The 25103-nt window shown below is 63.5% G+C and carries 21 protein-coding genes; 15 read left to right on the top strand and 6 right to left on the bottom strand.

Annotated elements, in window-relative coordinates; genetic code table 11:
- Positions 1 to 138 precede the first annotated feature (138 nt).
- The 8 genes from rpmI (at position 139) to CLU94_RS23615 (ending at position 7852) form a co-directional block, all read left to right on the top strand.
- Positions 139 to 336, top strand: coding sequence for a 50S ribosomal protein L35 (gene rpmI / locus CLU94_RS23580; RefSeq protein WP_038493025.1), 198 nt, complete (start codon positions 139 to 141; stop codon positions 334 to 336).
- Between the two features lie 26 nt (positions 337 to 362).
- Positions 363 to 722 (top strand): 50S ribosomal protein L20, encoded by a 360-nt coding sequence (rplT, locus tag CLU94_RS23585; RefSeq protein ID WP_010399214.1) that lies wholly within the window; start codon positions 363 to 365, stop codon positions 720 to 722.
- Positions 723 to 994: 272 nt separating this feature from the next.
- Entirely contained in the window at positions 995 to 2011 is a 1017-nt protein-coding gene (gene pheS, locus CLU94_RS23590) for a phenylalanine--tRNA ligase subunit alpha (RefSeq protein ID WP_034751917.1), read from the top strand.
- Positions 2012 to 2089: 78 nt separating this feature from the next.
- Positions 2090 to 4516, top strand: coding sequence for a phenylalanine--tRNA ligase subunit beta (pheT, locus tag CLU94_RS23595; RefSeq protein ID WP_099667407.1), 2427 nt, complete (start codon positions 2090 to 2092; stop codon positions 4514 to 4516).
- 170 nt (positions 4517 to 4686) lie between these two features.
- The gene (locus tag CLU94_RS23600) at positions 4687 to 5034 is read left to right on the top strand and encodes an integration host factor subunit alpha (protein WP_010399205.1); all 348 of its coding nucleotides are present in this window, start codon (positions 4687 to 4689) and stop codon (positions 5032 to 5034) included.
- A 10-nt stretch (positions 5035 to 5044) separates the two neighbouring features.
- Positions 5045 to 5449, top strand: a complete 405-nt coding sequence (locus CLU94_RS23605; RefSeq protein ID WP_099667408.1) for a MerR family transcriptional regulator — start codon at positions 5045 to 5047, stop codon at positions 5447 to 5449.
- A gap of 210 nt (positions 5450 to 5659) precedes the next feature.
- Positions 5660 to 6292, top strand: coding sequence for a response regulator (locus tag CLU94_RS23610; RefSeq protein ID WP_034783185.1), 633 nt, complete (start codon positions 5660 to 5662; stop codon positions 6290 to 6292).
- Between the two features lie 144 nt (positions 6293 to 6436).
- The gene (locus tag CLU94_RS23615; protein ID WP_077406205.1) at positions 6437 to 7852 is read left to right on the top strand and encodes a sensor histidine kinase; all 1416 of its coding nucleotides are present in this window, start codon (positions 6437 to 6439) and stop codon (positions 7850 to 7852) included.
- A 77-nt stretch (positions 7853 to 7929) separates the two neighbouring features.
- On the opposite strand, the gene CLU94_RS23620 is transcribed toward CLU94_RS23615, so the two are convergent.
- Together CLU94_RS23620 and CLU94_RS23625 are read right to left on the bottom strand one after the other, a co-directional pair.
- The gene (locus CLU94_RS23620) at positions 7930 to 8739 is read right to left on the bottom strand and encodes a Crp/Fnr family transcriptional regulator (protein WP_034783188.1); all 810 of its coding nucleotides are present in this window, start codon (positions 8737 to 8739) and stop codon (positions 7930 to 7932) included.
- A gap of 226 nt (positions 8740 to 8965) precedes the next feature.
- The gene (locus CLU94_RS23625; protein ID WP_099667409.1) at positions 8966 to 11023 is read right to left on the bottom strand and encodes a methyl-accepting chemotaxis protein; all 2058 of its coding nucleotides are present in this window, start codon (positions 11021 to 11023) and stop codon (positions 8966 to 8968) included.
- A 174-nt stretch (positions 11024 to 11197) separates the two neighbouring features.
- Between CLU94_RS23625 and CLU94_RS23630 the strand changes: the two genes are divergently transcribed.
- Positions 11198 to 12886: a peptide chain release factor 3 gene (locus CLU94_RS23630; RefSeq protein ID WP_373610388.1), complete on the top strand. Its 1689-nt coding sequence runs from the start codon at positions 11198 to 11200 to the stop codon at positions 12884 to 12886.
- Positions 12887 to 12934: 48 nt separating this feature from the next.
- Here CLU94_RS23630 and CLU94_RS23635 read toward each other — a convergent pair whose 3' ends face one another.
- Positions 12935 to 14827, bottom strand: a complete 1893-nt coding sequence (locus CLU94_RS23635) for a putative bifunctional diguanylate cyclase/phosphodiesterase (protein WP_099667410.1) — start codon at positions 14825 to 14827, stop codon at positions 12935 to 12937.
- 738 nt (positions 14828 to 15565) lie between these two features.
- Between CLU94_RS23635 and rnk the strand changes: the two genes are divergently transcribed.
- Positions 15566 to 15973 carry a nucleoside diphosphate kinase regulator gene (rnk, locus tag CLU94_RS23640; RefSeq protein ID WP_162835757.1) on the top strand — a complete coding sequence of 136 codons (408 nt, stop codon included), beginning with the start codon at positions 15566 to 15568 and terminating at the stop codon, positions 15971 to 15973.
- 56 nt (positions 15974 to 16029) lie between these two features.
- Here the strand turns inward: rnk and CLU94_RS23645 are convergent, their stop codons facing one another.
- The 3 genes from CLU94_RS23645 to CLU94_RS23655 all read right to left on the bottom strand — a co-directional run bounded on the left by CLU94_RS23645 (position 16030) and on the right by CLU94_RS23655 (position 18316).
- The gene (locus CLU94_RS23645) at positions 16030 to 17058 is read right to left on the bottom strand and encodes a transporter (RefSeq protein WP_175444840.1); all 1029 of its coding nucleotides are present in this window, start codon (positions 17056 to 17058) and stop codon (positions 16030 to 16032) included.
- Between the two features lie 123 nt (positions 17059 to 17181).
- Positions 17182 to 17880 (bottom strand): YXWGXW repeat-containing protein, encoded by a 699-nt coding sequence (locus tag CLU94_RS28775; protein WP_257218962.1) that lies wholly within the window; start codon positions 17878 to 17880, stop codon positions 17182 to 17184.
- A gap of 199 nt (positions 17881 to 18079) precedes the next feature.
- Positions 18080 to 18316: a hypothetical protein gene (locus tag CLU94_RS23655; RefSeq protein WP_099667411.1), complete on the bottom strand. Its 237-nt coding sequence runs from the start codon at positions 18314 to 18316 to the stop codon at positions 18080 to 18082.
- Positions 18317 to 18638: 322 nt separating this feature from the next.
- Here CLU94_RS23655 and CLU94_RS23660 point away from each other — a divergent pair, with 322 nt between their 5' ends.
- From CLU94_RS23660 to CLU94_RS23680, 5 genes are all read left to right on the top strand, one after another.
- A complete protein-coding gene (locus tag CLU94_RS23660) occupies positions 18639 to 20960 on the top strand; it encodes a hypothetical protein (RefSeq protein ID WP_099667412.1) in 2322 nt (773 codons plus the stop codon).
- A 19-nt stretch (positions 20961 to 20979) separates the two neighbouring features.
- Positions 20980 to 23307 carry an SUMF1/EgtB/PvdO family nonheme iron enzyme gene (locus CLU94_RS23665; protein ID WP_180278748.1) on the top strand — a complete coding sequence of 776 codons (2328 nt, stop codon included), beginning with the start codon at positions 20980 to 20982 and terminating at the stop codon, positions 23305 to 23307.
- A gap of 38 nt (positions 23308 to 23345) precedes the next feature.
- Complete coding sequence (locus CLU94_RS23670; RefSeq protein WP_143451517.1) at positions 23346 to 23723, top strand: SIMPL domain-containing protein; 378 nt, start codon at positions 23346 to 23348, stop codon at positions 23721 to 23723.
- Between the two features lie 78 nt (positions 23724 to 23801).
- Complete coding sequence (locus CLU94_RS23675) at positions 23802 to 24200, top strand: OsmC family protein (RefSeq protein WP_034783198.1); 399 nt, start codon at positions 23802 to 23804, stop codon at positions 24198 to 24200.
- Positions 24197 to 25099 carry a pirin family protein gene (locus tag CLU94_RS23680; protein ID WP_099667414.1) on the top strand — a complete coding sequence of 301 codons (903 nt, stop codon included), beginning with the start codon at positions 24197 to 24199 and terminating at the stop codon, positions 25097 to 25099. The genes CLU94_RS23675 and CLU94_RS23680 overlap by 4 nt, the downstream gene beginning before the upstream one ends.
- Positions 25100 to 25103: the final 4 nt, after the last annotated feature.

Consider the following 25103-nt stretch of genomic DNA (forward strand, 5'->3'; position numbering starts at 1 on the left):
AGCAATGTCCGGGCCGCGTGAACTGTAGTGGACTCGCATCCGCTGCACAACATGTGAAAGCAGGCATCTAAGCGCAGCGTCGTGTTGCCACCTGCAATCCTGTTATAAATGGAGCTGTCCGTAAGAGGACAGATTGCTATGCCTAAAATGAAGACCAAAAGCTCCGCGAAAAAACGTTTTCGCGTGCGTCCAGGTGGAACAGTCAAGTCGGGTCACGCGTTCAAACGCCACATCCTGACCAAGAAAACCACCAAAAACAAACGTCAGTTGCGCGGTACCCGTAACATCAACGCATCGGATGTCACATCCGTCATGCGCATGATGCCGACTGCTTAATCTCACACTCAATTTAAGGAGTTACTATGCCTAGAGTAAAACGTGGGGTTACAGCTCGTGCCCGTCATAAGAAGATTCTTGTTCAAGCTAAAGGCTACCGTGGTCGCCGCAGCCGTGTATACCGTGTTGCCAAGCAAGCAGTTATGCGCGCTGGCCAATACGCTTACCGCGATCGCCGCAACAAGAAGCGCGTTTTCCGCCGCCTGTGGATCGCCCGTATCAACGCCGCTTCCCGTGAGCATGGCGTAACGTACAGCGTATTCATGAACGGCTTGAAAAAAGCAAATATCGAACTGGACCGTAAAGTCCTGGCCGATATGGCTGTGATGGACAAGCCAGCATTCGCTGCGATTGTCAACGCAGTTAAAGCAAAAATCGCTGCGTAAGCATCGGTCATTGCACAACGTCATCCGTAGGGTGACGTTAGAACGGCGACCGACAAAATCGTCGCGAGCGGAAGGGAGTTGCGGTCGAGAAGCGCAACCGTACGAAAGTACGGTGAGCATCGCAAACCGTAGATCACGACGCGCAGCAGATTAGGTCGGTCGTCATAAAGAGCGGGGCAGGGGTTTTAACACCTTATGCCCCGTTTCCGTTTTTGATTGTTGGATTTTAGATAACTGAGTCCAGAATTGATGTCCAAAACAGGAAATGCCGCATGAACTCCCTAGAAGAACTCGTCGTCTCGGCCCAGGCTGACTTTATCGCCGCCGCAGACGCTGCCGCACTTGAAAACGCCAAAGCCCGCTACCTGGGCAAGACTGGCCAGATTACTGAAATGATGAAGGGCCTGGGCAAGCTGGACCCGGACGCGCGCAAGGCGCAAGGCGCCTTGATCAACGCCGTCAAAGTGCAGATCGAGGACGCGCTGACGGCGCGCCGTGATGCGCTGGCCGATGCCCAGATGCAAGGCCGTCTGAACGCCGAAGCGATCGACGTGACCCTGCCAGGCCGTGGCCGCATGCCCGGCGGCATCCATCCCGTGATGCGCACGTGGGAGCGTGTCGAGGAAATCTTCCGCTCCATCGGTTTCGACGTGGCCGACGGCCCCGAAATCGAGAACGACTGGACCAACTTCACGGCGCTCAACAGCCCGGAAAACCATCCAGCCCGTTCCATGCAAGACACTTTCTACATCGACGGCAACGATACCGATGGCAAGCCCTTGCTGCTGCGCACGCACACGAGCCCGATGCAGGTGCGTTATGCGCGCACGCACACGCCGCCGATCAAGGTCATCGCGCCGGGCCGCACTTACCGCGTCGACAGCGACGCCACCCATTCGCCGATGTTCCACCAGGTCGAAGGCCTGTGGATCGCCGAAGATATCAGCTTTGCCGACCTGAAGGGCGTGTACCTGAATTTCGTCAAGGCCTTCTTCGAAACGGACGACCTGCAAGTGCGCTTCCGCCCGTCGTACTTCCCGTTCACGGAACCGTCGGCCGAGATCGACATCGCCTTCGGTTCGGGCCCGCTGAAAGGCCGCTGGCTGGAAGTGTCGGGCGCCGGCCAGGTGCATCCGACCGTGGTGAAGAACTTCGGCCTCGATCCCGAGAAATTCATCGGTTTTGCTTTCGGCTCCGGCCTGGAACGCTTGACGATGTTGCGTTACGGCATCAACGACCTGCGTCTGTTTTATGAAGGCGACTTGCGTTTCCTGAAGCAGTTCAACTAAGCATTGTTCCGTTTGATTCATGGCGCTTGAGCGCCTGTGCGCTCGCGCTGTGAGCTTTGACCCTTTGAAGGCTTGATTATGCAATTTTCCGAAAACTGGCTCCGTACCATGGTCGATCCGAAGATGACTTCGGACGAACTGGCCCATCTGCTGACCATGTCAGGTCTCGAAGTCGAGGACGTCGATCCTGTCGCGCCCCCGTTCTCGAACGTGGTGGTGGGCCTGGTCCTGGAGATGGAAAAACATCCGAACGCGGACCGCCTGAATGTGTGCCAGGTCGACGTCGGCACGGGCACCATGCTCAACATCGTTTGCGGCGCGCCGAACGTGCGCCCTGGCTTGAAAGTAGTGTGCGCCATGGCCGGCGCCGTGCTGCCGCCTGGCGCCGATGGCAAGCCGTTTGAAATCAAGGTAGGCCAGCTGCGCGGCGTCGAGTCGCAAGGCATGTTGTGCTCCGCGCGCGAATTGAAATTGTCGGAAGAAAACGCCGGCCTGATGGAGTTGCCGGACGACGCGCCGATCGGCCAGAATTTCCGCGATTACTTTGCGCTCAACGACTTGAAATTCACCATCAAGTTGACGCCGAACAAGGCGGACTGCCTGTCCGTGCTGGGCGTGGCGCGCGAAGTGTCGGCCTTGACGGGCGTGCCCCTGAATGCGCCGCAGTTCCGCACCGTGCCTGTCACCAGCGATGAAGTGTTGCCAGTGAAAGTCAGCGCGCCGGACCTGTGCGGCCGTTTCACGGGCCGCGTCATCCGCGGCTTGAACGCCCGTGCCGCCACGCCGGACTGGATGAAGCAGCGCCTCGAGCGCAGCGGCCAGCGTCCGCTGTCGGCCCTGGTCGACATTTCCAACTATGTCATGCTGGAACTGGGCCGTCCCAGCCACGTGTTCGACCTGGCAAAGATCCACGGCAGCCTCGACGTGCGTTGGGGCCAGGCGGGCGAATCCGTCAAGCTGTTGAACGGCAACACCATCGCCGTCGACGAGTGGCTCGGCGTCATTGCCGATGAGCAGGAAATCGAATCCTTGGCCGGCATCATGGGCGGCGACGCCAGCTCCGTATCGGACGATACGGACAGCATTTACCTGGAAGCGGCTTTCTGGTGGCCGAACGCCATTCAAGGCCGCGCCCGCCGCCTGAATTTCTCGACCGATGCGGCGCACCGCTTCGAGCGCGGCGTCGATTTCGCCACCACCGTCGAGCACATCGAGCGCATCACGGCCCTGATCGTGGAAATCTGCGGCACGCCGGCCACGACCGTCGGCCCCGTCGACGACCACGTGGTGAACTTGCCGCAACGCCAGCCTGTGTCGATGCGCACGGCGCGCGCGCAAAAAGTCATCGGCGTGCCGCTCAACGATGAGCTGATCGCCGATATCTTCACGCGCCTGGCCCTGCCATTCACCCTGGCGGACGGCGTGTTTTCCGTGACTTCGCCCAGCTACCGTTTCGACATCGAGATCGAGGAAGACTTGATCGAGGAAGTGGCGCGCGTGTACGGCTTTGAAAACATCCCGACCTTGCCGCCCGTGGCCGCGAACGTGATGCAGATTGCACCAGAAAATACCCGCTCCTTGTTTGCGGTACGTCATGAGCTGGCCGACCTGGGCTTCCAGGAAGTGGTTAACATGAGCTTTGTCGATACGGCATGGGAGCGCGATTTCTCGGGCAACACGAATCCGATCAAATTGCAGAACCCGATCGCCAGCCAGATGAGCGTGATGCGCTCCTCGCTGATTGGCAGCCTGATCGCCAATGTGCGCTACAACCTGAACCGCAAGACGAACCGCGTGCGCATCTTCGAAGTGGGCGCCATCTACCAGCGCGACGACAGCGTGGAAAACGGTCCCCTGTCGGTGGCCGGTTACGCCCAGCCGAAGCGCGTGGCGGCCATGGCTTACGGCGCGGTGGCCGACGAGCAGTGGGGCCAGGCTGCGCGCACGGTCGACTTCTTCGACGTGAAGGCGGATCTGGAAGCGCTGTTCGCGCCGCTGGTCTTGCGTTTCAGCAAGGCGGAGCATCCGGCCCTGCATCCGGGCCGTTCGGCCAACGTGGAGCTCGATGGCAAGGTCATCGGTTTCATCGGCGAACTGCACCCGCGCTGGATGCAAAAGTATGACTTGCCGCTGGCGCCTGTGCTGTTCGAAGTCGACGCCGCTGCCCTGACGCAACGAGTCGTGCCCGTGTACCAGGAAATCTCGAAATTCCCTGGCGCCAGCCGCGACCTGGCCGTGGTCGTCAAGCAATCGGTGGCCGTGCAGGATCTGCTCGACAGCTTCCACGCCGCCTCCAAGTCGAGCCCGGCAGCGCGTATCGTGCAAGCCATTGTTTTATTTGATGAATATCGTGGAAAAGGGCTGGAAGCGGATGAAAAAAGCCTTGCTTTCCGGATTAGCTTGCAAGATACTCAAAACACCCTGCAAGACGATGTCGTCGATGGCCTGATGGCCGTCCTGGTCGATGCGGCCAAGCAGGGCCACGACGCGAAACTGCGTTCGTAATTACCGGACTGGCCGTCGCCTTGCGTGACGGCCTTTCCGTCGTCAACCGTAGACGAGCTTGCCATGTGGCGAGCTCGGGCGCACAGAAAAGGCAGGGCAGGAAAATTAATAACAGCGACGTTGATTCCGCCGTACTGCAGTCCGCACTGGCCGCAGATCTGCATCGGGCCATGCTGGTTGCCAAAGTGCGCCAGGAAGCGGAAAAAGATTTACCCACCTTGACCAAGGCGGAACTGGCCGAACTGTTGTTCGAGCAGGTGGGCCTGAACAAGCGCGAAGCGAAGGATATGGTCGAGACCTTTTTCGACGAGATCCGCAATGCGCTCGAACGGGGCGAGGCCGTCAAGCTGTCCGGTTTCGGCAACTTCCAGTTGCGCGACAAGCCGCAGCGGCCGGGCCGCAATCCGAAGACGGGCGAAGAGATTCCCATCACGGCGCGCCGCGTCGTGACCTTCCATGCGAGCCAGAAGCTGAAAAGCATGGTCGAAGAGACCAGTCCGCTGGCACGTGCTGCCTGAGTGAGTGGCGATGAACGAGCGCATCAGTAAAACCGAGTTGATCGCCTTGCCGCCCATTCCGGCGAAACGCTATTTCACGATCGGCGAGGTGAGCGAGTTGTGCGGCGTCAAACCGCATGTATTGCGCTACTGGGAGCAGGAGTTTTCCCAGCTCAAGCCGGTCAAACGACGTGGTAACCGCCGTTATTATCAGCACCATGAGGTGCTGTTGATACGCCGCATCCGCGAATTGCTGTACGAGCAAGGTTTTACCATCAGCGGTGCCCGCAACAAGCTCGATAGTCGTGGCGCATCGCATGCCATCGCCGACGAGCTGCCAGTGCTGCCGGCCGTGCCCGTCGCGCCGCAGGAAGCGCCACTGGACCGCGTGTGGATACGCAATGAATTAATTGCGATTTTAAACTTGCTAAAATAAGATTTGTACCAATATAGGTGGGGTTGTCCGGTAGCAGTTGACTAAGTTGACTATACTGCATGGGCGCTCGGCCTTGGCGCTGACGCTACCGTACTGCGCGCCATATTTTGAATATAATGTTAATGTTGCGTTTTTGTTAGTGACGCTAAGCCGGAGCAGCGTTCAGGTTCCGGTAGTCTTTCCCAGGCCAGGAAAATTTAAGGGGAAACAATGATACGCGTTGCCATTTGTGATGATCACCAAATAGTACGAGCTGGATTCAAACAGATTTTTTCGTCGTCGAGCGATTTCAGTGTGGTGGCGGAAGCCGGTACGGGGCGCGAAGCGCTCGATATCGCCCGCCGCGAAATTTGCGATGTATTGCTGCTCGATATAGCCATGCCCGATCAGAGCGGCATCGATACCTTGCGCACGATCCGCCAGGGCCAGCCGGAATTGCCCGTGCTGATACTCAGCGGCTATCCCGCGCAGCAATACGCGTTGAACCTGTTCAAGATGGGCGCGAATGGCTATCTGAACAAGGAATGCGAGGCCGACGAGCTGATGACGGCCGTGCGCACCGTGTTCCAGGGGCGCCGCTATGTCAGCTCCACCGTGGGCGAATTGCTGGCGCAATCGTTCGACCGCGACACGAATGCCGCGCTGCACACGGAATTGTCGGACCGCGAGTTCCAGGTCTTCCTGCGCCTGGCGCGCGGCGCCACCGTGTCCGATATCGGTGTCGCTTTGTCGCTGAGCATCAAGACGGTGAGTACTTACCGTACGCGCATCATGGAAAAAATGGGCTTGCAATCCAACAGTGACTTGACCTATTACGCAATGAAAAACAATTTGCTTGACTAGCGCTGCGGTGCGATCATGGAAACATGATCGCTCAGCCAGCCAGCCGGCACGACTTGTGCAGTGCAGCAGTTTGTGGCGAGGACTATAATTGGCCGGCGCCGGCGCTTTTTCCCGCGCCGAACCTTGCTAAGGATGCACATCAGGATGTATTTCACCGCTGAACCGGCCCCGAATCACCGCCTGCCCCTCTACAAGACGATCCTGTGCGTGACTTGCGCCTTGCTGCTTGTACTCAATGGTTTCAGTCTCTATCATAATCTGCAATCGCTGAAGGGCACGAACGCCTTGCTCAGCCAGAGCGCCCGCGTGGCGGACCGCCTGCAGTATTTGAACGTGCTCGTGCTCGATGCGGAAAGCAGCTTGCGCGGCTATTTCATTTCCGGCTCCGAAACCTATCTGGGGCCGTCGAAGACGGCGACCACGGAAATCGAAAACGAATTCAACGAGCTGCAAACCTTGCTCGCGGGCAGTCCTACCCAGTTGAAAAACCTGGGCCAGCTGAAAAGCTTGATCCGTCGCAAGATGTCGATGCTGCAACAGTCGATCGATGTCTACAAGCAGGGCGGGCTGGCCGAGATCGTCAACATTTCCCGCGTGACCGATGACCGCGCCACCATGGACGAGATCCGCCTGCAAGTGGTGATCATGACGCGCGAGCAGAATGAAGCGTTGTCTTCCGGCAGCGCCGCCTTTTACCATGAGTACCAGAAAGCCGTGCTGCTCGGCATCGGCATCAATGCCTTGGCCATCCTCGTGCTGATCATGTTTTACCAGCTGGTGCGGCGCAGTTTCCAGAATCGCGCGGCCGTCGAGTATGCACTGCAAAATGCCAACGACACCCTGGAGTCGACGGTCAGCAAGCGTACGGAGCAGTTATCCGTGCTGTCGCGTCATTTGATCAGCGTCAATGAAGTGGAAAAGGCGCGCCTGGCGCGCGAATTGCACGATGAACTGGGCGCCAACCTGACGTCGATCAGCATGGACCTGGGCGCCGTCACGCAGCAACTGGCGCACACGCAGCCGGAACTGGCCGCGCAATTGCGCCGCGCCAAGGCCACCTTGCTGGAAACGGTGGAACTGAAGCGCCGCATCGTCGAAGACCTGCGTCCCAGCCTGCTGGACAACCTGGGCCTGTGCGCCGCCATCGAAAGCTATTGCGAGGATTTTGCGCGCATGAGTTCCGTGCGCTGCGAAACGGACGTGGCCATCAATATCGACAACCGCGAAGCCACCCTGACGATTGCCCTGTTCCGTATCGTGCAGGAATCGCTGACCAACATCCTGAAATATGCGCGCGCCGGCATGGTCAGCGTGACCTTGAAGCGCAATGAGCACGGCCTGGTGCTGCGCGTGATCGACGACGGCATCGGCATCACGGAAGATGCGCTGCAAAAACCCATGTCGCACGGCTTGCTGGGCATGCGCGAGCGGGCCTTGTTGCTGGGCGGCACACTCACCGTGCGCCAGGGGCCGGAAGGCAAGGGCACGTGCGTGGAAGCCGTGATTCCCCTGCCGCTGACGCCGGAGCCGGAAGACATCGATGCGGATGCCGAAGCGTAATGGACGTTGATGCAAGAAAAATGGCCGGGCATGCAGCCCGGCCATTTTTTTATCTGTCTTGCCTGATCAGCAGCGGATCAGCAGCGTGATACGTCGCGCAGCAAGCGGTCGTATTCCGTCTTCGCCACCTTGTAGCACTCGCCCGCATAGCATTCCAGGCCGGCGCGGTCCAGCACCGTGATATTGCCGCGGCGATAGTGGATCAAGCCTTCTTCCTGCAGCTTGCCGGCGGCGGCCGTGATGCTTTCGCGGCGCACGCCCAGCATGATCGAGATCAGCTCTTGCGTCACTTTCAATTCGTTCGATGGCGAACGGTCCAGGCGGTCCAGCAGCCAGCGGCACAGCTTTTGCTCGATCGAGCTGTGACGGCCGCCGACGGCGTTCTGCGCCATTTGCGCAAACAGGGCGTTGGTGTAGCGCATCAGCAGCTGGGGCAGGGCGCCGCCCTGGTTGAAGGCGTCGCGCAGGCTTTGCGTTTTCAGGCGGTAGCCGTAGCCGGCGCTTTGCACGACGGCCGTGCACATGGCGCGTTCGCCTGCCAGCAGCGAGGCACCGGCCACGCCTTCATGGCCGACGACGGCGATTTCCGTCGTGGCGCCGTCTTCCATGACATACAGCAAGGAAATGATGGCGGTGGTGGGGAAGTAGCTGTATTCCAGGTTGTTGCCGTAGGCATACAATTCCTTGCCGAAAGGCAGTTCCACCAGTTCCAGGTCTTCGAACAGCGATTCGAGCGCGGCGCGCGGCAGGGCGGCCAGCAATTCATTCTGTTGGGCACTGCTGAGGCTAACCCGCGACGCAAGCTTGATTTCCCGACCGGCCGCAGGCATGGCGCGCGGCAGCAACTGGTTCTTCTGGACCGGGGCGATAAGTTGAGTATGGCTCATAGTATTCCTCACAGGCTTTTTACATCGGAGTGCGACTGCCGCGTTGCTGGTCAAAAAAGTTGCCGCATCCATCTGGGAACAGCGTTTTTTTTCGACCGCGCGGTGCAGATCGCGATGTAGCTACTTTAAAAGCTTATGTAAGTGGCGAACATAAGATTAGCAGTCGCCACTTTGTAGTCTCTTTTGAGGCGAAATTGTAGTCCTTGTCCTACGCGCACACTTTTGACTAGCTAGCCTTGCGCCGTTCTGCGCGATTTTGTGATATGACGCGCGGCTTGTTGGCGCTCCACAGGCCGGCCGGACGCACGCTGGGCAAGCCGTCGCGCACGGTTGCGGCGGGTGTCTGGCGCACGTTTGGCGCCTCGTGCTCCCCCAGGCGGAAGCGGCTGACGGCCTGCGTCAGCGCTTCGCCTTCCTGGTGCAGGCGCTGCGAACCGGCGCGCGCCTCGTCGACCAGGCTCGCATTCTGGCGCGTCATGTCGTCGATTTGCGCCAGCGCGCCATTGATGCGGGCGATTTCGCCATTCTGCTCGGCGCCGGCGCTGCTGATGCGACCGATGACGACGGACACCTGCTGCACCGCGTCGACGACTTGCCGCATGGTGCTGCCGGCCGCGTTGACCAGGTCGCCGCCCGCGTCCACGGTGGCCACGGAGTCGCCGATCAGGCGCTTGATCTGCTGCGCCGCTTCGCTGGAGCGCTGCGCCAGGCTGCGCACTTCGGACGCGACGACGGCAAAGCCGCGCCCTTGCTCGCCCGCGCGCGCCGCTTCCACGGCCGCGTTCAGGGCGAGGATATTCGTCTGGAAGGCGATGCCGTTGATGACGCCGATGATGTCGACGATCTTGTGCGAGCTGGCCTTGATCGAGGCCATGGTCTCGACCACGGCGCTGACGGTCTCGCCGCCGCGCAGGGCCACTTCGGCGGCCGACGCCGCCAGGGTGCGCCCCTGTCCTACGTGGGCTTCGTTGCGGCCCACGGTGGCCGTCAGCTCGCGCATCGAGTCCACGGTGGCGCCCAGCGCGTCCGCTTGCGTGGCCGTGTGGCCGGACAGGGCGGCGTTGCCCTGGGCGATATCGGCGCCGGCTGCGGCGATGACGGCCGCGCCGCCGCGGATTTCCTGCACCAGGGTGGCCAGGCCATGCGTCATGGCGCCGAAGTCGCGCACCAGGTCGCCGATTTCGTCGTGCGCCTGTGAGGTGATGCGCTGCGACAGGTCGCCCGCCGCCGCGGCGCCCACGGCCACGCGCAATTGCTGCACGTCGCGCGCGAAGGCGGCATAAAAGCCCGCGCACAGGTAGGCGGCGGCCAGCAGCACCAGCAGCATGGCCGCCAGGATCAGGGCGCGGCGCGCCTCGTCGCGGGCGATGCGCTGCGCCAGCAAGCCGTCCAGCGCGGTGGCGGAGGTGCCGGACAGCGCGTGCAGGGCGTCGATGGCCTGCATGCCGGCCGCGTGGAATTGCGCGCCCGACGTCTGGTCGTAGGAATTCGTCACTTCATTCTTCGTGCGTTCGAGGAAGGCCAGCGCGGCCGGCACGGCTTTCAGGGCCGGCTGCAGGCTGGCGCGCAATTCCGGCTTGGCCGCGATGATTTCGTCGAAGCGGGCCGGCAGGCGTTCCAGTTCGTGGCGCGCGATCAGGGCGTTGGCGTTGACGAGTTGATCTTCATTCGCCTCGAACAGGCCCGTGTCGATGTAGGCGGCGCCGCGCCCGCCGATGTCGGACAGGCTCTCGGCCAGGTCGGGCAGGGTGGCGGTGAAGGCGGCGCTCAGGTGGTTGGCGCCCGCGTCCGGGTCCAGGCTCAGGTGCGAGCGGTCGGCCACCAGCTGGCCCAGCTTGGCCGCCTGGCGCAGCAGCGCCGTGTGCGCCGCGTAGCTGTCGCGCGCCGCGAGGCCCGCCTGGCGGCCCAGCAGGGCTTGCCACTGTTTCGTCAGCTCGGCCGCCTGGGGCAGGCCGGCGCCCGCCGGCAAGCGCGCCAGGGCGGCCAGCGCGGCCGTGATGCGCGCATTCAGGGCCGTGTTGTCCATGCCCGCCTTGCCGCTCAGGCGCAAGTGCTCGAGGCCGCGCCGCTGTTGCAGCAGCCGCGTGCCTTCCTGCAACTGGCGCACATAGGCCACGCCCCGCTGCGCATCCTGCGCCTGGGCCAGCGACTTGCCCAGTTCCGAGATCAGCAGGGTGGTCGCCAGCGCCAGCGGCAGCAGGAAGACCAGGCAGACAAGCATGAATTTGGGCAGCAGGCGCAAGCGCTGCATGAGGCGGATGGCGGGGGTGAGGAGCATTTTCATCGGGTTTCCAGGGTAGGGTGACAACATTTCTGCAGTGCAATGTTGCCTGCGGATTGTGACCCCTTGATGAAGTGCGCCGCGATGCAGTCAGTTTTGCCGTTCGCCAGAGTGAAGCAGTTCACACGGAAGGCCGATCCTTCTGTAAAATCGAGGGTTTTTTGCGAGGGCCATATTATGGTCACCAATATGGCCAACGAGAACGACATCAACACCCCCGATTCCAGCGACAGCGCGGACAACGCCGCAGCGCCGGTGAGCAGCAAGGCGCCGGCCGTGATCGCGCGCGAAGTGCAGCGCCGCCGCACCTTCGGCATCATTTCCCACCCGGATGCCGGTAAAACCACCCTGACGGAAAAACTGCTGCTGTTCTCGGGCGCGATCCAGATGGCCGGTACCGTCAAGGCGCGTAAATCGGGCCGCCACGCGACGTCGGACTGGATGGAGATCGAGAAGCAGCGCGGCATTTCCGTCGCTTCCTCGGTGATGCAGTTCGAATTCCGCGACCACGTCGTCAACCTGCTCGACACCCCGGGTCACCAGGACTTCTCGGAAGATACCTACCGCGTGCTGACGGCGGTCGACTCGGCGCTGATGGTGATCGATGCGGCCAAGGGCGTGGAAGCGCAGACGATCAAGCTGCTGGCCGTGTGCCGCATGCGCAATACGCCGATCGTCACCTTCATGAACAAGATGGACCGCGAGACGCGCGATCCGCTCGATCTGCTCGACGAGCTGGAATCGGTGCTGAAGATCCAGTGCGCGCCCGTCACCTGGCCTATCGGCATGGGCAAGAACTTCCGCGGCGTGTACCACCTGCTGAACGACGAGATCATGCTGTTCAAGGCAGGTGAAGAGAAGGCCGACGGCGCCTTCGAAATCATCAAGGGCATCGACAACCCGCGCCTGCAGGAGATGTTCCCGCTTGAGATGGATCAATTGCGCATGGAAGTGGAACTGGTGCACGGCGCGTCGAACCCGTTCAACCTGGAAGAATTCCTCTCCGGCGTGCAGACGCCCGTGTTCTTCGGTTCGGCCATCAACAACTTCGGCGTGCGCGAGATCCTGTCCGCGCTGGTCGACTGGGCGCCGGCGCCGCGCGAGCGCGACGCGACCGTGCGTTCGGTGGCGCCGTCCGAGCAGCCATTTACCGGTTTCGTCTTCAAGATCCAGGCCAATATGGACCCGGCCCACCGCGACCGCATCGCCTTCCTGCGCGTGTGCTCGGGACGTTTCGAGCGCGGCATGAAGGTCAAGCACTTGCGCCTGGGGCGCGAGATCAAGGTGTCGAACGTGGTGACCTTCATGGCTTCCTCGCGCGAACAGGTGGAAGAAGCGTACGCGGGCGACATCATCGGCTTGCCGAACCACGGCAACATGCAGATCGGCGACAGCTTTTCCGAAGGCGAGATGCTGACCTTTACGGGCATCCCGTACTTCGCACCGGACTTCTTCCGCTCGGTGCGCATCCGTAATCCCTTGAAAATCAAGCAGTTGCACAAGGGCTTGCAGCAACTGGGCGAAGAGGGCGCGGTGCAGGTCTTCAAGCCGGTGCAGGGCGGCGAACTGGTACTGGGCGCCGTCGGCGTGCTGCAGTTCGAAGTGGTGGCCAGCCGTTTGCTCAACGAGTATGGCGTGGACGCCGTGTTCGAGGGCACCAGCATCAGCAGCGCCCGCTGGGTCAGCTGCGACGACAAGCGCATCCTGCAGGATTTCGAAAATGCGCTGGGCCACAACGTGGCCTACGATGCGGCCGGCAACATGGCGTATCTGGCGACATCCGGCGTGAACCTGCGCCTGACGGAAGAGCGCTGGCCGAAATTGAAATTCCACGCCACGCGCGAGCATTCGGCCAAGCTGGCCTGATGACTCTGAGGTAGCGACGAGGGGCAGAACCACTGGTTCTGCCTTTTTTTACGCCGGCAGGATCGTGCGTGTACTCCAGTCGCGCCGTTCCAGCAGCAATGCCGTCAATTGCGCCGCCGTCATCGGACGGGCGAAGAAGAAGCCCTGCACATTGTCGCAGCCCGCTTTGCGCAAGAACTCCACCTGCTGCAGCGTTTCCACCCCTTCGGCCACCACTTTCAGGTGCAGGCTGTGCGCCATGGCGATGATGGCCGTGACGATGGCTTCGCCCTCGCCGGGCAGGTCGTGCACGAAGCTGCGGTCGATTTTCAGCTGGTCGATGGGCAGGCGTTTCAAGTACGACATCGAGGAATAGCCGGTGCCGAAATCGTCGATCGACAGGTGGATGCCCGTTTCCTGCAGGCGCCGCATCAATTCCACGTTGGCGTGGACATTGTCCATCAGGACGCCTTCCGTGATTTCCAGCTCCAGCAAGCCATGCGGCAGCTGCGTTTCGTCCAGGATGGCGCGGATATCGTCCATCAGGCCCGGATCGCGCGCCTGGCAGGCCGACAGGTTGACGGCCACGTGTTCGAGCGAGTCGAGCAGGCCCGCCTTGCACCAGGCGGCTGCCTGGCGGCAGGCGCTTTGCAGTACCCAGCGTCCCAGGTCGACGATGATGCCGCTTTCCTCGGCCACGGGGATGAATTCGGCGGGGCTCAGCTGGCCCATGTCGCGGCAATGCCAGCGTATCAGCGCTTCCACGCCGACGATGCGCCCGCTGCGCAAGTCGATCTGCGGCTGGTAGTGCAAATACAGTTCCTCGTTCTGCAGGGCGCGGCGCAGGTTCGCTTCCATGCGCAGGCGGCGCTGGGCGCGTAACTCCATTTCGGCCTTGAACACGGCGTAGCGGTTCTTGCCCTGGTGCTTGGCGTGGTACATGGCCGTATCGGCATTGCGCGTCAGGGTGGCCACGTCCTGCGCGTCGAACGGATACAGGCTCACGCCGATGCTGGCGCTGACGTACAGCTGGTGGCCTTCGAGGGCGAACGGCGCGGCCAGCACGGCGAGGATCTTGCGCGCCACGCTGGCCATCTCCGAGGCGTCGTCGGCCGGTTCCACGATGACGACGAATTCGTCGCCGCCGATGCGGCAGATGATGTCGGTGCCGCGCAGGATGGCCACCAGGCGCTCGGACACGAGCTTGAGCAGCTGGTCGCCGCAGTGGTGGCCCAGCGTGTCGTTGACGATCTTGAAGTTGTCCAGGTCCAGCAGCAGCAGGCCCACGCTGCTGTCCTGGCGGTCGGCGCGCGCCAGCGCATAGGCCAGCGCATCGTTGAATTCATGGCGGTTCGGCAGCTGCGTGACGGGGTCGACGTGGGCCAGGTAGTGCAAATGGCGCTCCGCATGCAGGGCGGCGGTGCGCGTGCGGCGCACCATCAGGAAGGTCAGGCCGAACGCGCACAGGCTGACCAGCAGGGTGAAGGCGGCAAATTGCGCCAGGCTGGCGTACAGCGGCGCCAGGCTGGCGCGCAGGTACAGCGCGCCGCCGCCGGGCAAGGCCGTCAGGATGGCAGCGCTGCCGTCCAGGTAATCGATGTGCAGGCCGCTGCGCGGCGCCGAGGGTGCGGTATCGCTGCCGCTGCGCGCATAGCGGGCAAACGGCGTGCCATAGGGGCTGTAGAGCAGTGCTTGCCGGATATGCGGGGCGGCGGCGAGGGGAGCGAGGAGTTGTTGCGCTGCAAGACGATTGTCCTGGCGCATGGCCTGCGTGGCGGCGGGCGCCAGCATGTCGGCCTGGATGCGCAGCGTGCGCTGGAAGGATGCCTGGAGGGAAAACAACTGGAAGAGGATCAACAGCAGGCTGGCCATGGCCAGCATGGCCGCCGCGGCCAGCAAGTTCAGCCTGGCTATGCGGTCGCCGCGCAATTGCGCCGACGGCAGCATCAATGGCGCCATCATGACGCTTTCTCCTGCCGGCCCCGCTTGCCGCCGCCCCGTGTGATCCCGCCTCGCCCTGCCATACTTTACGTTCCAGTCTGATGAAAACCGAAGTGAGCCGGAACTCTCGACGTGTTGTTAAGGCCGACATATTGTCATTTTGCAGCGTGAAAGTACAGGGCGCGCGGCAATTTTGTCTGCATGCCACAGGCCGGTGGCAGCAGGCTAAGTAGGTCGTAATAAATTATTGTGATTTCTGAGTTCCATAACCGGCGCTCTGCGGCGTTACCCGCTGCTGGCAGTGCCTGCACTGCGTCGCAACGGGCGCCTTGCAGCGCATCCGGTTCTGTTCGTCATAACTTCACAATAATTTCCCGCGACCTACTTAGGCGACAAGTCAGGCGGAAAAGGTGGGGCGTGTCTTTCTAATAATAATCCAAGCTGAATTTTAATCCTTTTTTTGCCGGCTGTTTTTTTCCTTTAAAAACATGCTGACAATAAACAAAATGCCATCAAGAATAACTTCAATGGCCCCGGCATCGCGCGCGGATTAACTTTTTGCCTGCATAGGCCATTGCAAGTCATTGATTTTAATAAATTTTAATGAAGAATGCGAGAACGCTATGGCCTTGCTCCGCGAGTTCGTCCATAATCCGCAGATGATGGACGTCCTGATGCTGTTTGTTTTGTCTGCCGCGGCCAGGCAAGCTGCCGCCAGCAAACCCGGACGTCGCCCTAATGATCAATAGTGAGGATATCTTGGAAAAAAAACCAAAAATTATTTTGTCGTCACAAGACCTGGAACGACTGGAAGCGTTGTTGTATGCCTTAGGTAATAATCTGTCGCCGGACAAGGCCGCCTTGCTCGACGAACTGGGCCGCGCCGAGGTACTCGAGCCGCAAGAGATTCCCCCGACCGTCGTGACGATGAATTCCACCGTGCGCTTCACGGTGGAAAACAAGGAGGAATTCTGCCTGACGCTCGTGTATCCGAAGGATGTGGAAGGCCAGGCCGACCGTATTTCCGTGCTGGCGCCCGTCGGCAGCGCGCTGCTGGGCCTATCCGTGGGCGACAGCATCGCCTGGCCCATGCCGGGCGGCGTGGTGAAGGTCAAGATCGAGGAAATCGTTTACCAGCCTGAACGGGCTGGCGAATACCACCGTTAAGCATCAATGGCGGACGGCGCCTGCCGTTCGCTTGCCAGGCCGTGCCGGGACGGGAATTAACTGTTTCGCTGCACGCGCACCACCAGCCATCCCGCCACCACCGTGAACGTGACGATGATGGCAACGATGATCCAGAAGCCCTGCGGGTGCTGGGCCAGCGGAATTCCCCCCACATTCATGCCCAGCATGCCGGCGATGATATTGATCGGCAAGGCCAGCACGGTGACGATGGTCAGCACGAACAGGCTGCGGCTGTTTTCCTCGTTGACGCTGGCGGCGATCTCTTCCTGCAGCAGCTTGATGCGTTCTTGTAGCGACGACATATCGCTGAGGACCACCGAAAATTCCTCCGTCGACTGGCGCAATTCCAGGCTGTCCAGCTCCGACACCCACGCGGGCGGGCGTTGCAGCAGGCGGAACAGGGCGGCCGGTTCCGGCGCCAGCAGGCGCTGCAGCCGCACCAGCACGCGCCGCATGGCGCCCAGGTCTTCGCGTTTCGGCACCAGGCGCCCGGCCAGCAAGTGATCTTCGATATCGTCGACCCGCGCCACGGCGTCGCGCACGATGTTGACCAGCACGTCCGCCTGGTCGCGCAGCAGGTGGATCAGCAGCTCCACCGACGAGCGGATCGGCTCGTGGTTCTTGATGACGGCCTGGCGCAGGCGCTCGATCGACTGCAGCGGCGCGCGGCGCGCCGTGATGACGAGGTTTTGCGCCACGCTGGCCCACATGGTGGAAATGTCGGACGCCTCGAACGAAAAATTGTGCACCACATCGTTGACCACGGCGATCAGGGTGTTTTCCGCCTGTTCGATGCGCGTCGAGCGTGAGCCCTGGTGCAGGGTTTCATAGAATTCGTCGGCCAGCTGCGTGTGCGTCATCAGCCATTTTTCGCTGGCCGCATGCGACAGGTTGAAATGCAGCCAGACGAATTCCTGCGCCGGGCGCGCCGCGCCATCGGCCAGCCAGGCCAGGGCTGCCGTCGAGTCGAGCGCCAGCGGCTGCGCCTCGCGGCCAAACAGGAAGCCCCAGACCAGGCCCGAGGTGTCCGAGCCGTAGGTGAAACCGGCAGTTTCCATCGCCATCGTGAATCTTTCTCGCGCAGTGTGATTGATCGTCGCGCGATTTTAATACACGGATGTGTCGGGAAAATGACAAGGCCACCGCGAGGGGTGGCCTTGATGCTACTTGGTGCTGACTACAGCGCGTCAGCTGCGGTTCGGGTTGTCCGGACGCCGGTCGTCGCGGTTCGGCACGCCGTCATGGTCGCGGTCGTGGCGGTTGCCATTGTCGCGGTCATGGCGGTTGGGGATGCCGTCGCGGTCGCGGTCGCCGTTCGGGCCCCGTGGCGACCAGCGGCCTTGCTCCATCTGCCAGCGGCCGTCGCGCTGGTTCCAGGCGGGCGGCGCATACGCATAGCCGGGGCGTTCGGCGATCCACACGCCTGGCGTCCAGGCGTAGCGCTGGCTGCGCCATTCCCAGTGGCCGGGCGCCCAGATGTAGCCGTGGCGGGCGCGCGGAATGGCTTCGCGGCGCGGTGGCGGCGGGGCGATGCGGATCTCGTCGTAGCGCACGGGCTGCACTTGCGCGGCGACCCAGCCGCCACGGTCCAGGCGCCAGCGGTTGTTTTCCTGTATCCAGGCGGCGCGGCGGTACTGATTGCCGCCCCGTTCGCGCAGCCATTCGCCATTGTTCCAGACATGGCGCTGGCCATCCCAGTTCCAGTAGCCGGGCGCCCAGACATAGCCGGCGCGCGGCGCTGGCACGCTTTCAAACCGTGGCGGAGGCGGGGCGTTGCCGACGACAATGCTGACGCCGAGCTGATTCTGGGCCATGGCCTGCGCGGGCAGGAAGGCCGCGGCGCTGATGGCAAGCATGGCTGCTGCGTAGAGTGTGATGGGTTTCATGGGTTGCTCCATTTCGGTGATTGCGTGAAATGGACTATAGGCGCTTGCCGGCGATTTTTCGCCTTTGATTCAACTTATTACAATTGACACAATGCTGTGTGTCCGTGTATCCGTGGCGGATACAAATCAGATGCCTATGGCGGCCTGGCGCGGCGACTGTCCGCAGTGCGCCAGGCGGCGTGGTGTCAGCATCGGCGGCTCACAGGGTGCTGGCGCTGGCGTTGCCCAGCAAGGCTTGCCGCTCCTCGATCAGCGAGATTTTCTTTTCCTGTTCCGTCAGGCGCTTGGCGCTGACCACGACGACGGGGATGGCGCCCGCTTGCGCCACATCGGCGGCCTTGGCGGCCGATGGCTGCATGAAGCTGGCATAGCTGGCACCGCAGGCGATGGCGACGGCGACGGTGAAGATGGCTTCCATGTTTTTCAAGGCTTTCATGATGTTTCCTTTCGGGTGGCGGGTGGGTATGCATGCACTGTAGCCAGGCGCGGGCCGCTGCGCCATGCGGATGCGACCAGCCGTGGTTTTGGCGGGATGGCCTGCAAAAAAACGGCGCTGAAATGCCTGCGCACGGGGCTGGCAAGCCGACCGCTTGAATTGAGGCCTAAATTGCCCTGTATCCGGGCATATGAATGTAATTGCCGCGTGGCATTATTTGACGCTGCACACTGCCGCGCGCGGCAAGTGCAGGGCCAGCTGTCCTGCTAGAATCGGCATGGCGGCCCCGTCGCGTGGATAAAAATATCATCAGGAGTCACACATGTTCCAATTGTTTGGTTTTGGCGGCGCCCGCTGCCCGCGCTGCGAGCACAAGAACGGCGCTGCCGCCGGCTATTGCGCGCAATGCGGCTTGTCGCTGGGGGCACCCGACAGCGACGCGGTGCTGCATGCCAATCAATGGCATCTTGCCGATGGGCAACTGGCCCTGTTCTTCGGCGTGCGCGAACTGTCCTCGCTGTTCGGCAGCGCGGTGCGCCGCCTGCAGGTACCGGCCGAGTCGCGCGCCTGGATCGTGCAATCGGACGCTTTCACCTTGATACCTGCCGGCGACTACGACAGCGCCGCCTTCTTCGCGCGCCTGCCCGCGCTGCTGCCGGCGCGTCCGGCCGAAGTGCTGATCGCGCGCGCCGACGCCGTCAGCCTGGAATTCGACTTGCCCGGCCTGGCCAGCACGGAGTTGCAGAACGTCGCCGCGTCCCTGCGCGTGGATATCGCCCTGGGCCAGCCCGACGCGTTCGCGCGCCAGTTCATGCGCGCGCCGGGCGCCGTCACGCGCGCCCACCTGCACGCCTTGCTGCTGCCATCCGTGCGCCAGATCGCGCTGGAATTCATCGGCAGCCGCGCGCTGGGCGAGATGGATGCGAATGCGGACCTGCGCCCGGAACTGAACGAGCGCCTGCAATCGGCCCTGACGCAGCGCCTGGCGCCCAGCGGCCTGGCCGTGACGCGCGTGGAAACCCTGGCGCTGCGCCACGACAAGCGCGAAGGCAACGCTGGCGCCAGCATCGGCACCCTGTGGCTGGGCGGCTTGCCGGCGCAGGAACTCGAGCAGCACAGCCTGGAACGCATGAAGCAGCTCGACCAGCTGTATGACGAGGAAGAGTGGCAGCGCATCCGCCGCGAGGAACTGGCGGCGCGCCATGCGCACCGCCGCGCCGAACTGACGCAGGATGCGACGGTGGAAAAGGCGGAGCTGAACCACCAGGAAGCGGAGCGCCTGCAAGCGCTGCGCGGGCGCCAGATCGACCTGTATGGCCGCATCCTGGAAGCGAAATCGCGGCGCCAGGCGCTCGACCATGGCGCCGCGCTGGCGCTGGGCGAGCTGGAACAGGAACTGGCGCAGAAGGGCGCGCAGCGCGCCGACGAAACGGCCAACTGGGAACACGTGCGGGCGCTGGCCGCCATCAAGATGCGCAGCGAGCTGGAATTGTCGCAGCTGCATGGGCGCGAACAGATCCAGCTGGCGCAGCAGCGCTTTACGCATCAGGTGCACTTGCAGTCGATCGCGCAGCAGGTGGAAAGCGCGCTGCTGATCGACGACGAGACGGGCCGCCGCACCCAGTTGGCGCGCCTGCGCCAGGCGGAAGCGGATGCGGCCCAGCGCGAGGCGCAGCTGGAGGCGGAGCAGCACCAGGCCGCCTGGCAGGGCCTGATGCTGGCGAATGCGGCGCGCAAGCGCGAGGCGGAGCGGGTGCAGGAGTGGGAAGAGCAGATGCAGCTGGCGCGCCAGCGCGAATTGCTGCGCGCCGAGGCGCACAAGGATGAAGCGGCGCAGGTGCAGGCGGCGGAAATCGCGGAAAAAGTGGCGGCGCTGCGGCGCGGCGGCGCGCGCGAAGACGCCATCGCGCAGCAGGAAAAGCTGTTGCGCACCATCGAGGCCGACGGCGTGCACGCGCGCCAGCTGCAGCAGCAAGCGCAGCTGGCGCAGCTCGACGCGCTGGCCATCGAGGAACAGCGCCAGCAACTGCGCCAGCTGGAACAGGAAGCGCAATGGCAGCGCGACTTGCTGGCCATGGCGCAGCAGCGCGAAAGCGATTACGCGCGCTGGAAGGGCGAGTACGAGGCCCTGCTGGCGCAGCAGGCGCATGCGGCCGAACTGGCGCGCATCGACATCGACCGCATCGAGAAAATCGGCTCCCTGAGCGACACGGGCAAGGTGGCCATGGCCGCGGGACAGAACGCGGCCGCGCTGGCGCAGGTGCTGAAGGTGCAGCTGCAGGCGGGCATGAGCGCCGAACAGATCCACGCGCTGGCGGCGCTGGCGGCGGCCGAGAACAGCGTTTCTCCCGCCGAGGCGCTGCGCATGGCGCAGGACAGCGCGGCGCAGGAGCGCAGCTACCTGGAAGGCCAGGCGGAACGCGAACGGCGCCAGCAGCTGGACTTGATCAACCTGCAGAACGCGGCGCACGCGCATGGCCTGTCGGCGCAGGCGCAGCTGGGCGTGGCCGTGGCGCAGGCGCTGCAGCCAGGCGCGGCGTCTGCTGCCGGCGCGCCGCTGCGCTGCAAGAACGGCCATGCGCAGCGCGCGGGCCATCCTGAAGATAAATTCTGCGCCGCCTGCGGCGTCGCCTTGCAGCCTTGATGGAAGCGTTTTACCCCAGATGATGCAAAAAGCACGAGACAAACTGCGGGAACTGCGCGCCCTCCACGACGACGGGCTGCTCAGCGAGCAGGAATTTGAACGCCGCAAGAACGCCATCCTCGACGCCGAGTACGCGCCGCCCGGCGCCGCACCCGTGGCCGCGCCGCTGCCCGTGCGGCAGGGCACGGAGCTGGGCTTCATGACGGGCCAGGAAATCGGCCCGCAAAACCGCCGCTACCGGCTCGAACGGCTGATCGGCACGGGCGGCATGGGGCAGGTGTGGCAAGCCACCGACCTGGCTACGCACGCGGAGCTGGGCAGCAGCGAAATGGTGGCGCTGAAGATCTTGCCGCCGCAGCTGACGCAAAGCGCCACGCACGCGAAACTGCTGATCGAGGAAGCGACCCAGGCGAGAAAACTCGCGCATGAAAACATCGTGCGCGTCTACGAGTGGGCGCAGGACCCGGCCACGGCCAGCTATTTCATCATCATGGAATGCCTCGATGGCGAAGACCTCGAACACTATCTGGGCCGCCAGGGCGCGCTGCCGCTGGCCGCCGTGCAGCAGCTGCTGCACCCGGTGGCCGAAGCCCTGGCGTATGCGTGGGAGAAGCACAAGCTGGTGCACCGCGATATCAAGCCGGGCAATGTCTTCCTGACGGCGAAGGGCGACGTCAAATTGCTCGACTACGGCATCGCGTCGCGCGTGCGCAATGCGGACAGCAGCCTGGCGCTGGAGATGCCGAATGCGGGCACGCACGGCTACCGGGCGCCCGAGGCCGGCGCCAACCAGCGCCAGCCCAGCCCGCGCCTGGACGTGTATGCCGTGGCCGTGATGATTTACCAGATGCTGGAAGGGCGCATGCCGTTCGACGACATGCGCAGCGCCAGCCACCTGCCGTCCGCGCCGCAGGCGCTCAACGCGCAGCAGTGGCAAGTGCTGCAGAACGGTTTTTCGCTGACGGCGGAATTGCGGCCGCTATCCGTGCAAGCCTTGCTCGAAGGGCTGGAGCGGGCCGCCGGGCCGTCGCCCGAAGAGCTGGCGGAACAGGCGCGCCAGCAGCAGGCGCGCCTGGCAGAGCAACAGCAGCAGGCGGCGCTGGCGGCGGAACAGGCCCGCGAGGAAGAGATCAAGCGGGCCCGGATACGCCAGGAAGAACTGGACCAGCGCCGCAAGGCGGAAATCCAGGCGGCCGCGCTGGAAAAGCAGCGGCAGGATAAGCTGCGCCGCGAGCAGGAGGCGCAGCGCCATTTCGAAGCGGAAGAGGCGCGCAAGCTGCGCAAGGAAGCGCTGCGCGGCCAGCTGCGCGCGCGCCGCGAAGCCGATGCCGCCACGGCCTTGCAGGAACACCAGGAATTGCAGCGCAAGGCCATCGTCGCCAAGGCGGAGGCGGCGTATCGGGCCGAGCAGGAACGCGCGCGCCGCGAAGAGGCCAGCCGCGCCGCGACCGCCGCCGTCCCTGCGCCGGCATCCGCGCCAGCGCCGGAACCGGAGCCGGAACACGCGGAACCGGTGGCCAATGCCGAAGGCATCTTGCGCGATGATTGGCTCGATGGCTCGGGACAGGGGCCGGAACTGGTGCTCATTCCCAGCGGCCGCTTCCAAATGGGCGCGCACGAGACGGAGCACAAGGCGGCCATCCAGGCCGGTTCGCAGCAGTCATGGCTGGACCGCGAAACGCCGCAGCACTGGGTCGGCATCGAGCGTCCGTTCGCGCTGGCCCGGCACCCCGTCAGCGTGGGCGAATGGCGTGCCTTCGTCAAGGCGACGGGATGGGCGGGCGGTTCGGAAACGGACTGGGATAATCCCGGCTTCGTGCAGAACGACCAGCACCCGGTGGTCGGCGTGAGCTGGAATGACGCGCAGCTTTACCTGGCGTGGCTGTGCGAGCGCACGGGCCGGCAGTACCGCCTGCCCAGCGAGGCGGAATGGGAATACGCGTGCCGCGCCGGCACGCGCACGGCCTTCAACGTGGGCGACACCATCAGCACCGAGCAAGCCAATTACGACGGCTTGTACGTGTACAACGGCGGCCCGCGCGGCGTGTACCGGGGCGGCACGACGCCCCTGGGTACCTTCGCGCCGAATTCCTGGGGCCTGTTCGACATGCACGGCAATGTGTGGGAATGGGTGCAGGACGTGGTGCACGACAATTACGAGGGCGCGCCCGTCAACGGCAGCGCGTGGGAAGAGGGTAGCGACAGCAGCCGGCGCATCCTGCGCGGCGGCTCCTGGCTGTACCACCCGCGCTATCTGCGTTCGGCCCTGCGCAACGGCTTTTCCACCGTGCTGTCGAACGACATCGTGGGCTTCCGGGTGGCGCGCACGCTGGACCAGGCCGGGTAGGCCGGGATTGCCATATTGACCATCTTGACGGATACTTCATGCACCTTAACCGTGCCGGAGTGTCGAAATGGCCCGCCGTCATGCGTCCGCTGCTGGCCATGCCCAACCTCGATGCGTTTGCCGTCACCTTCGGCGCCACGCAGCGCATCCGCCTGGAAGAGGAACTGATGGGCGAAGCCGTCAAGGATGCGCAGCGCAAGGCCGATGCCATGGCGCGCGGCTTCGGCAAGCGCGCGGGCGCCGTGGCCGGCATTTCGTCGGACCAGCTGAAAAACCTGGGCAATGCCGTGGGCCTGGTGCCGTCCGACCGCTACAACCGCGCGAACAGCCGCCAGCGGCAAAATCCCGACGACATGCTGATGATCACCAGCCTCAAAATGGCGCAGACGGTCGACGCCCTGTTCCGTATCAAATGACCAGGTAGCAGGGGAGCAGGCTGCGCAAAGCGGGCAAACGGTGTAAATTGTGGCTTTCCAAACGCACCAAGGAACGCCATGACCATCAAAGCCATCCGCGACCAGTCGCAACCCATGCGCCACATCGTGCACGTGCGCGACCACATCATTTCCGCCGACGCTTCGGTGGCGGAAGGGGGCGGCGATGCCGGCCCGTCGCCGCACGACCTGTACGACGCGGCCCTGTCGGCCTGCAAGGCGCTCACCGTCGTCTGGTACGCCAAACACAAGGGCATCCCGCTGGAACACGTGGAAGTGAGCACGGAGCGCGATGCCAGCGAAGAGCGCAAGGGCGTGTACCGCCTGGCCGCCACCCTGCACCTGACGGGCGAGCTGACGGATGCGCAGCGCGAGGAATTGCTGGCCGCGGCCGGCAAATGCCCGCTGCATAAATTGATGACGGCGGTGACCACCGAAGTGACGACGGTGCTGGCATGAGCGCGGCCATCCTGAAAAGCCACGAAAAAGACCTGGGCGGCGGCTTTGTCGTGCGGCGCCTGCTGCCTGCCGCGGCAAAACAGGCCGTCGGCCCCTTCATTTTCTTTGACCATTTCGGCCCCATCGACGTGGCGCCCGACGCCAACCACGACGTGCGCCCCCACCCGCACATCGGCCTGGCCACCGTCACCTACCTGTTCGAGGGCGCGATCGACCACCGCGACAGCATCGGTTCGTACCAGCGCATCGAACCGGGCGCCATCAACTGGATGACGGCCGGGCGCGGCATCGTGCATTCGGAACGCACGCCGCACGACCTGGCGGGCCAGCCGCACCGCACGCACGGCTTGCAGCTGTGGGCCGCGCTGCCGAAGGCGCACGAGGAAGACGAACCGAGTTTCACGCATACGCCGCAGGCCGACATTCCCGTCGTGCCGTTCGATGGCGCCGTGGTGAAGGTCTTGATCGGCACGGCGTTTGGCCGGACCTCGCCCGTGCGCACCTACATGCAGACGCTGTACCTGGACGTGGCGCTGGAGGCAGGCAAGGAGCTGCGGCTGGATGGCTTGCCGGCGGAAGCGGCGATTTACCCGATCAGCGGGGAAGTGCTTGTCGATGGCGTGGCGCTGGCGCCGCACACCATGGCCTTGCTGGAAGCGGGCGCCGTGCGAGCGGGCGCCGTACCGGTGGTGACGGCGGGCAGCGGCCCGGTGCAGTTCGTCGTCATCGGCGGCGAGCCGCTGGACGGCCACCGCTTCCTGTTCTGGAATTTCGTCTCGTCGAGCAAGGAGCGCCTGTCGCAGGCGGCCGACGACTGGAGCGCCCAGCGCATGGGACAGGTGCCGGGCGAAACGGAATTCATCCCGTTGCCGAAGGCGCCATTGCGCCCGGCGACCTGAGTCC

The sequence above is a fragment of the Janthinobacterium sp. 13 genome (genome assembly GCF_002749695.1).
GTDB classification, from domain to species: Bacteria; Pseudomonadota; Gammaproteobacteria; order Burkholderiales; family Burkholderiaceae_D; genus Janthinobacterium; species Janthinobacterium kumbetense.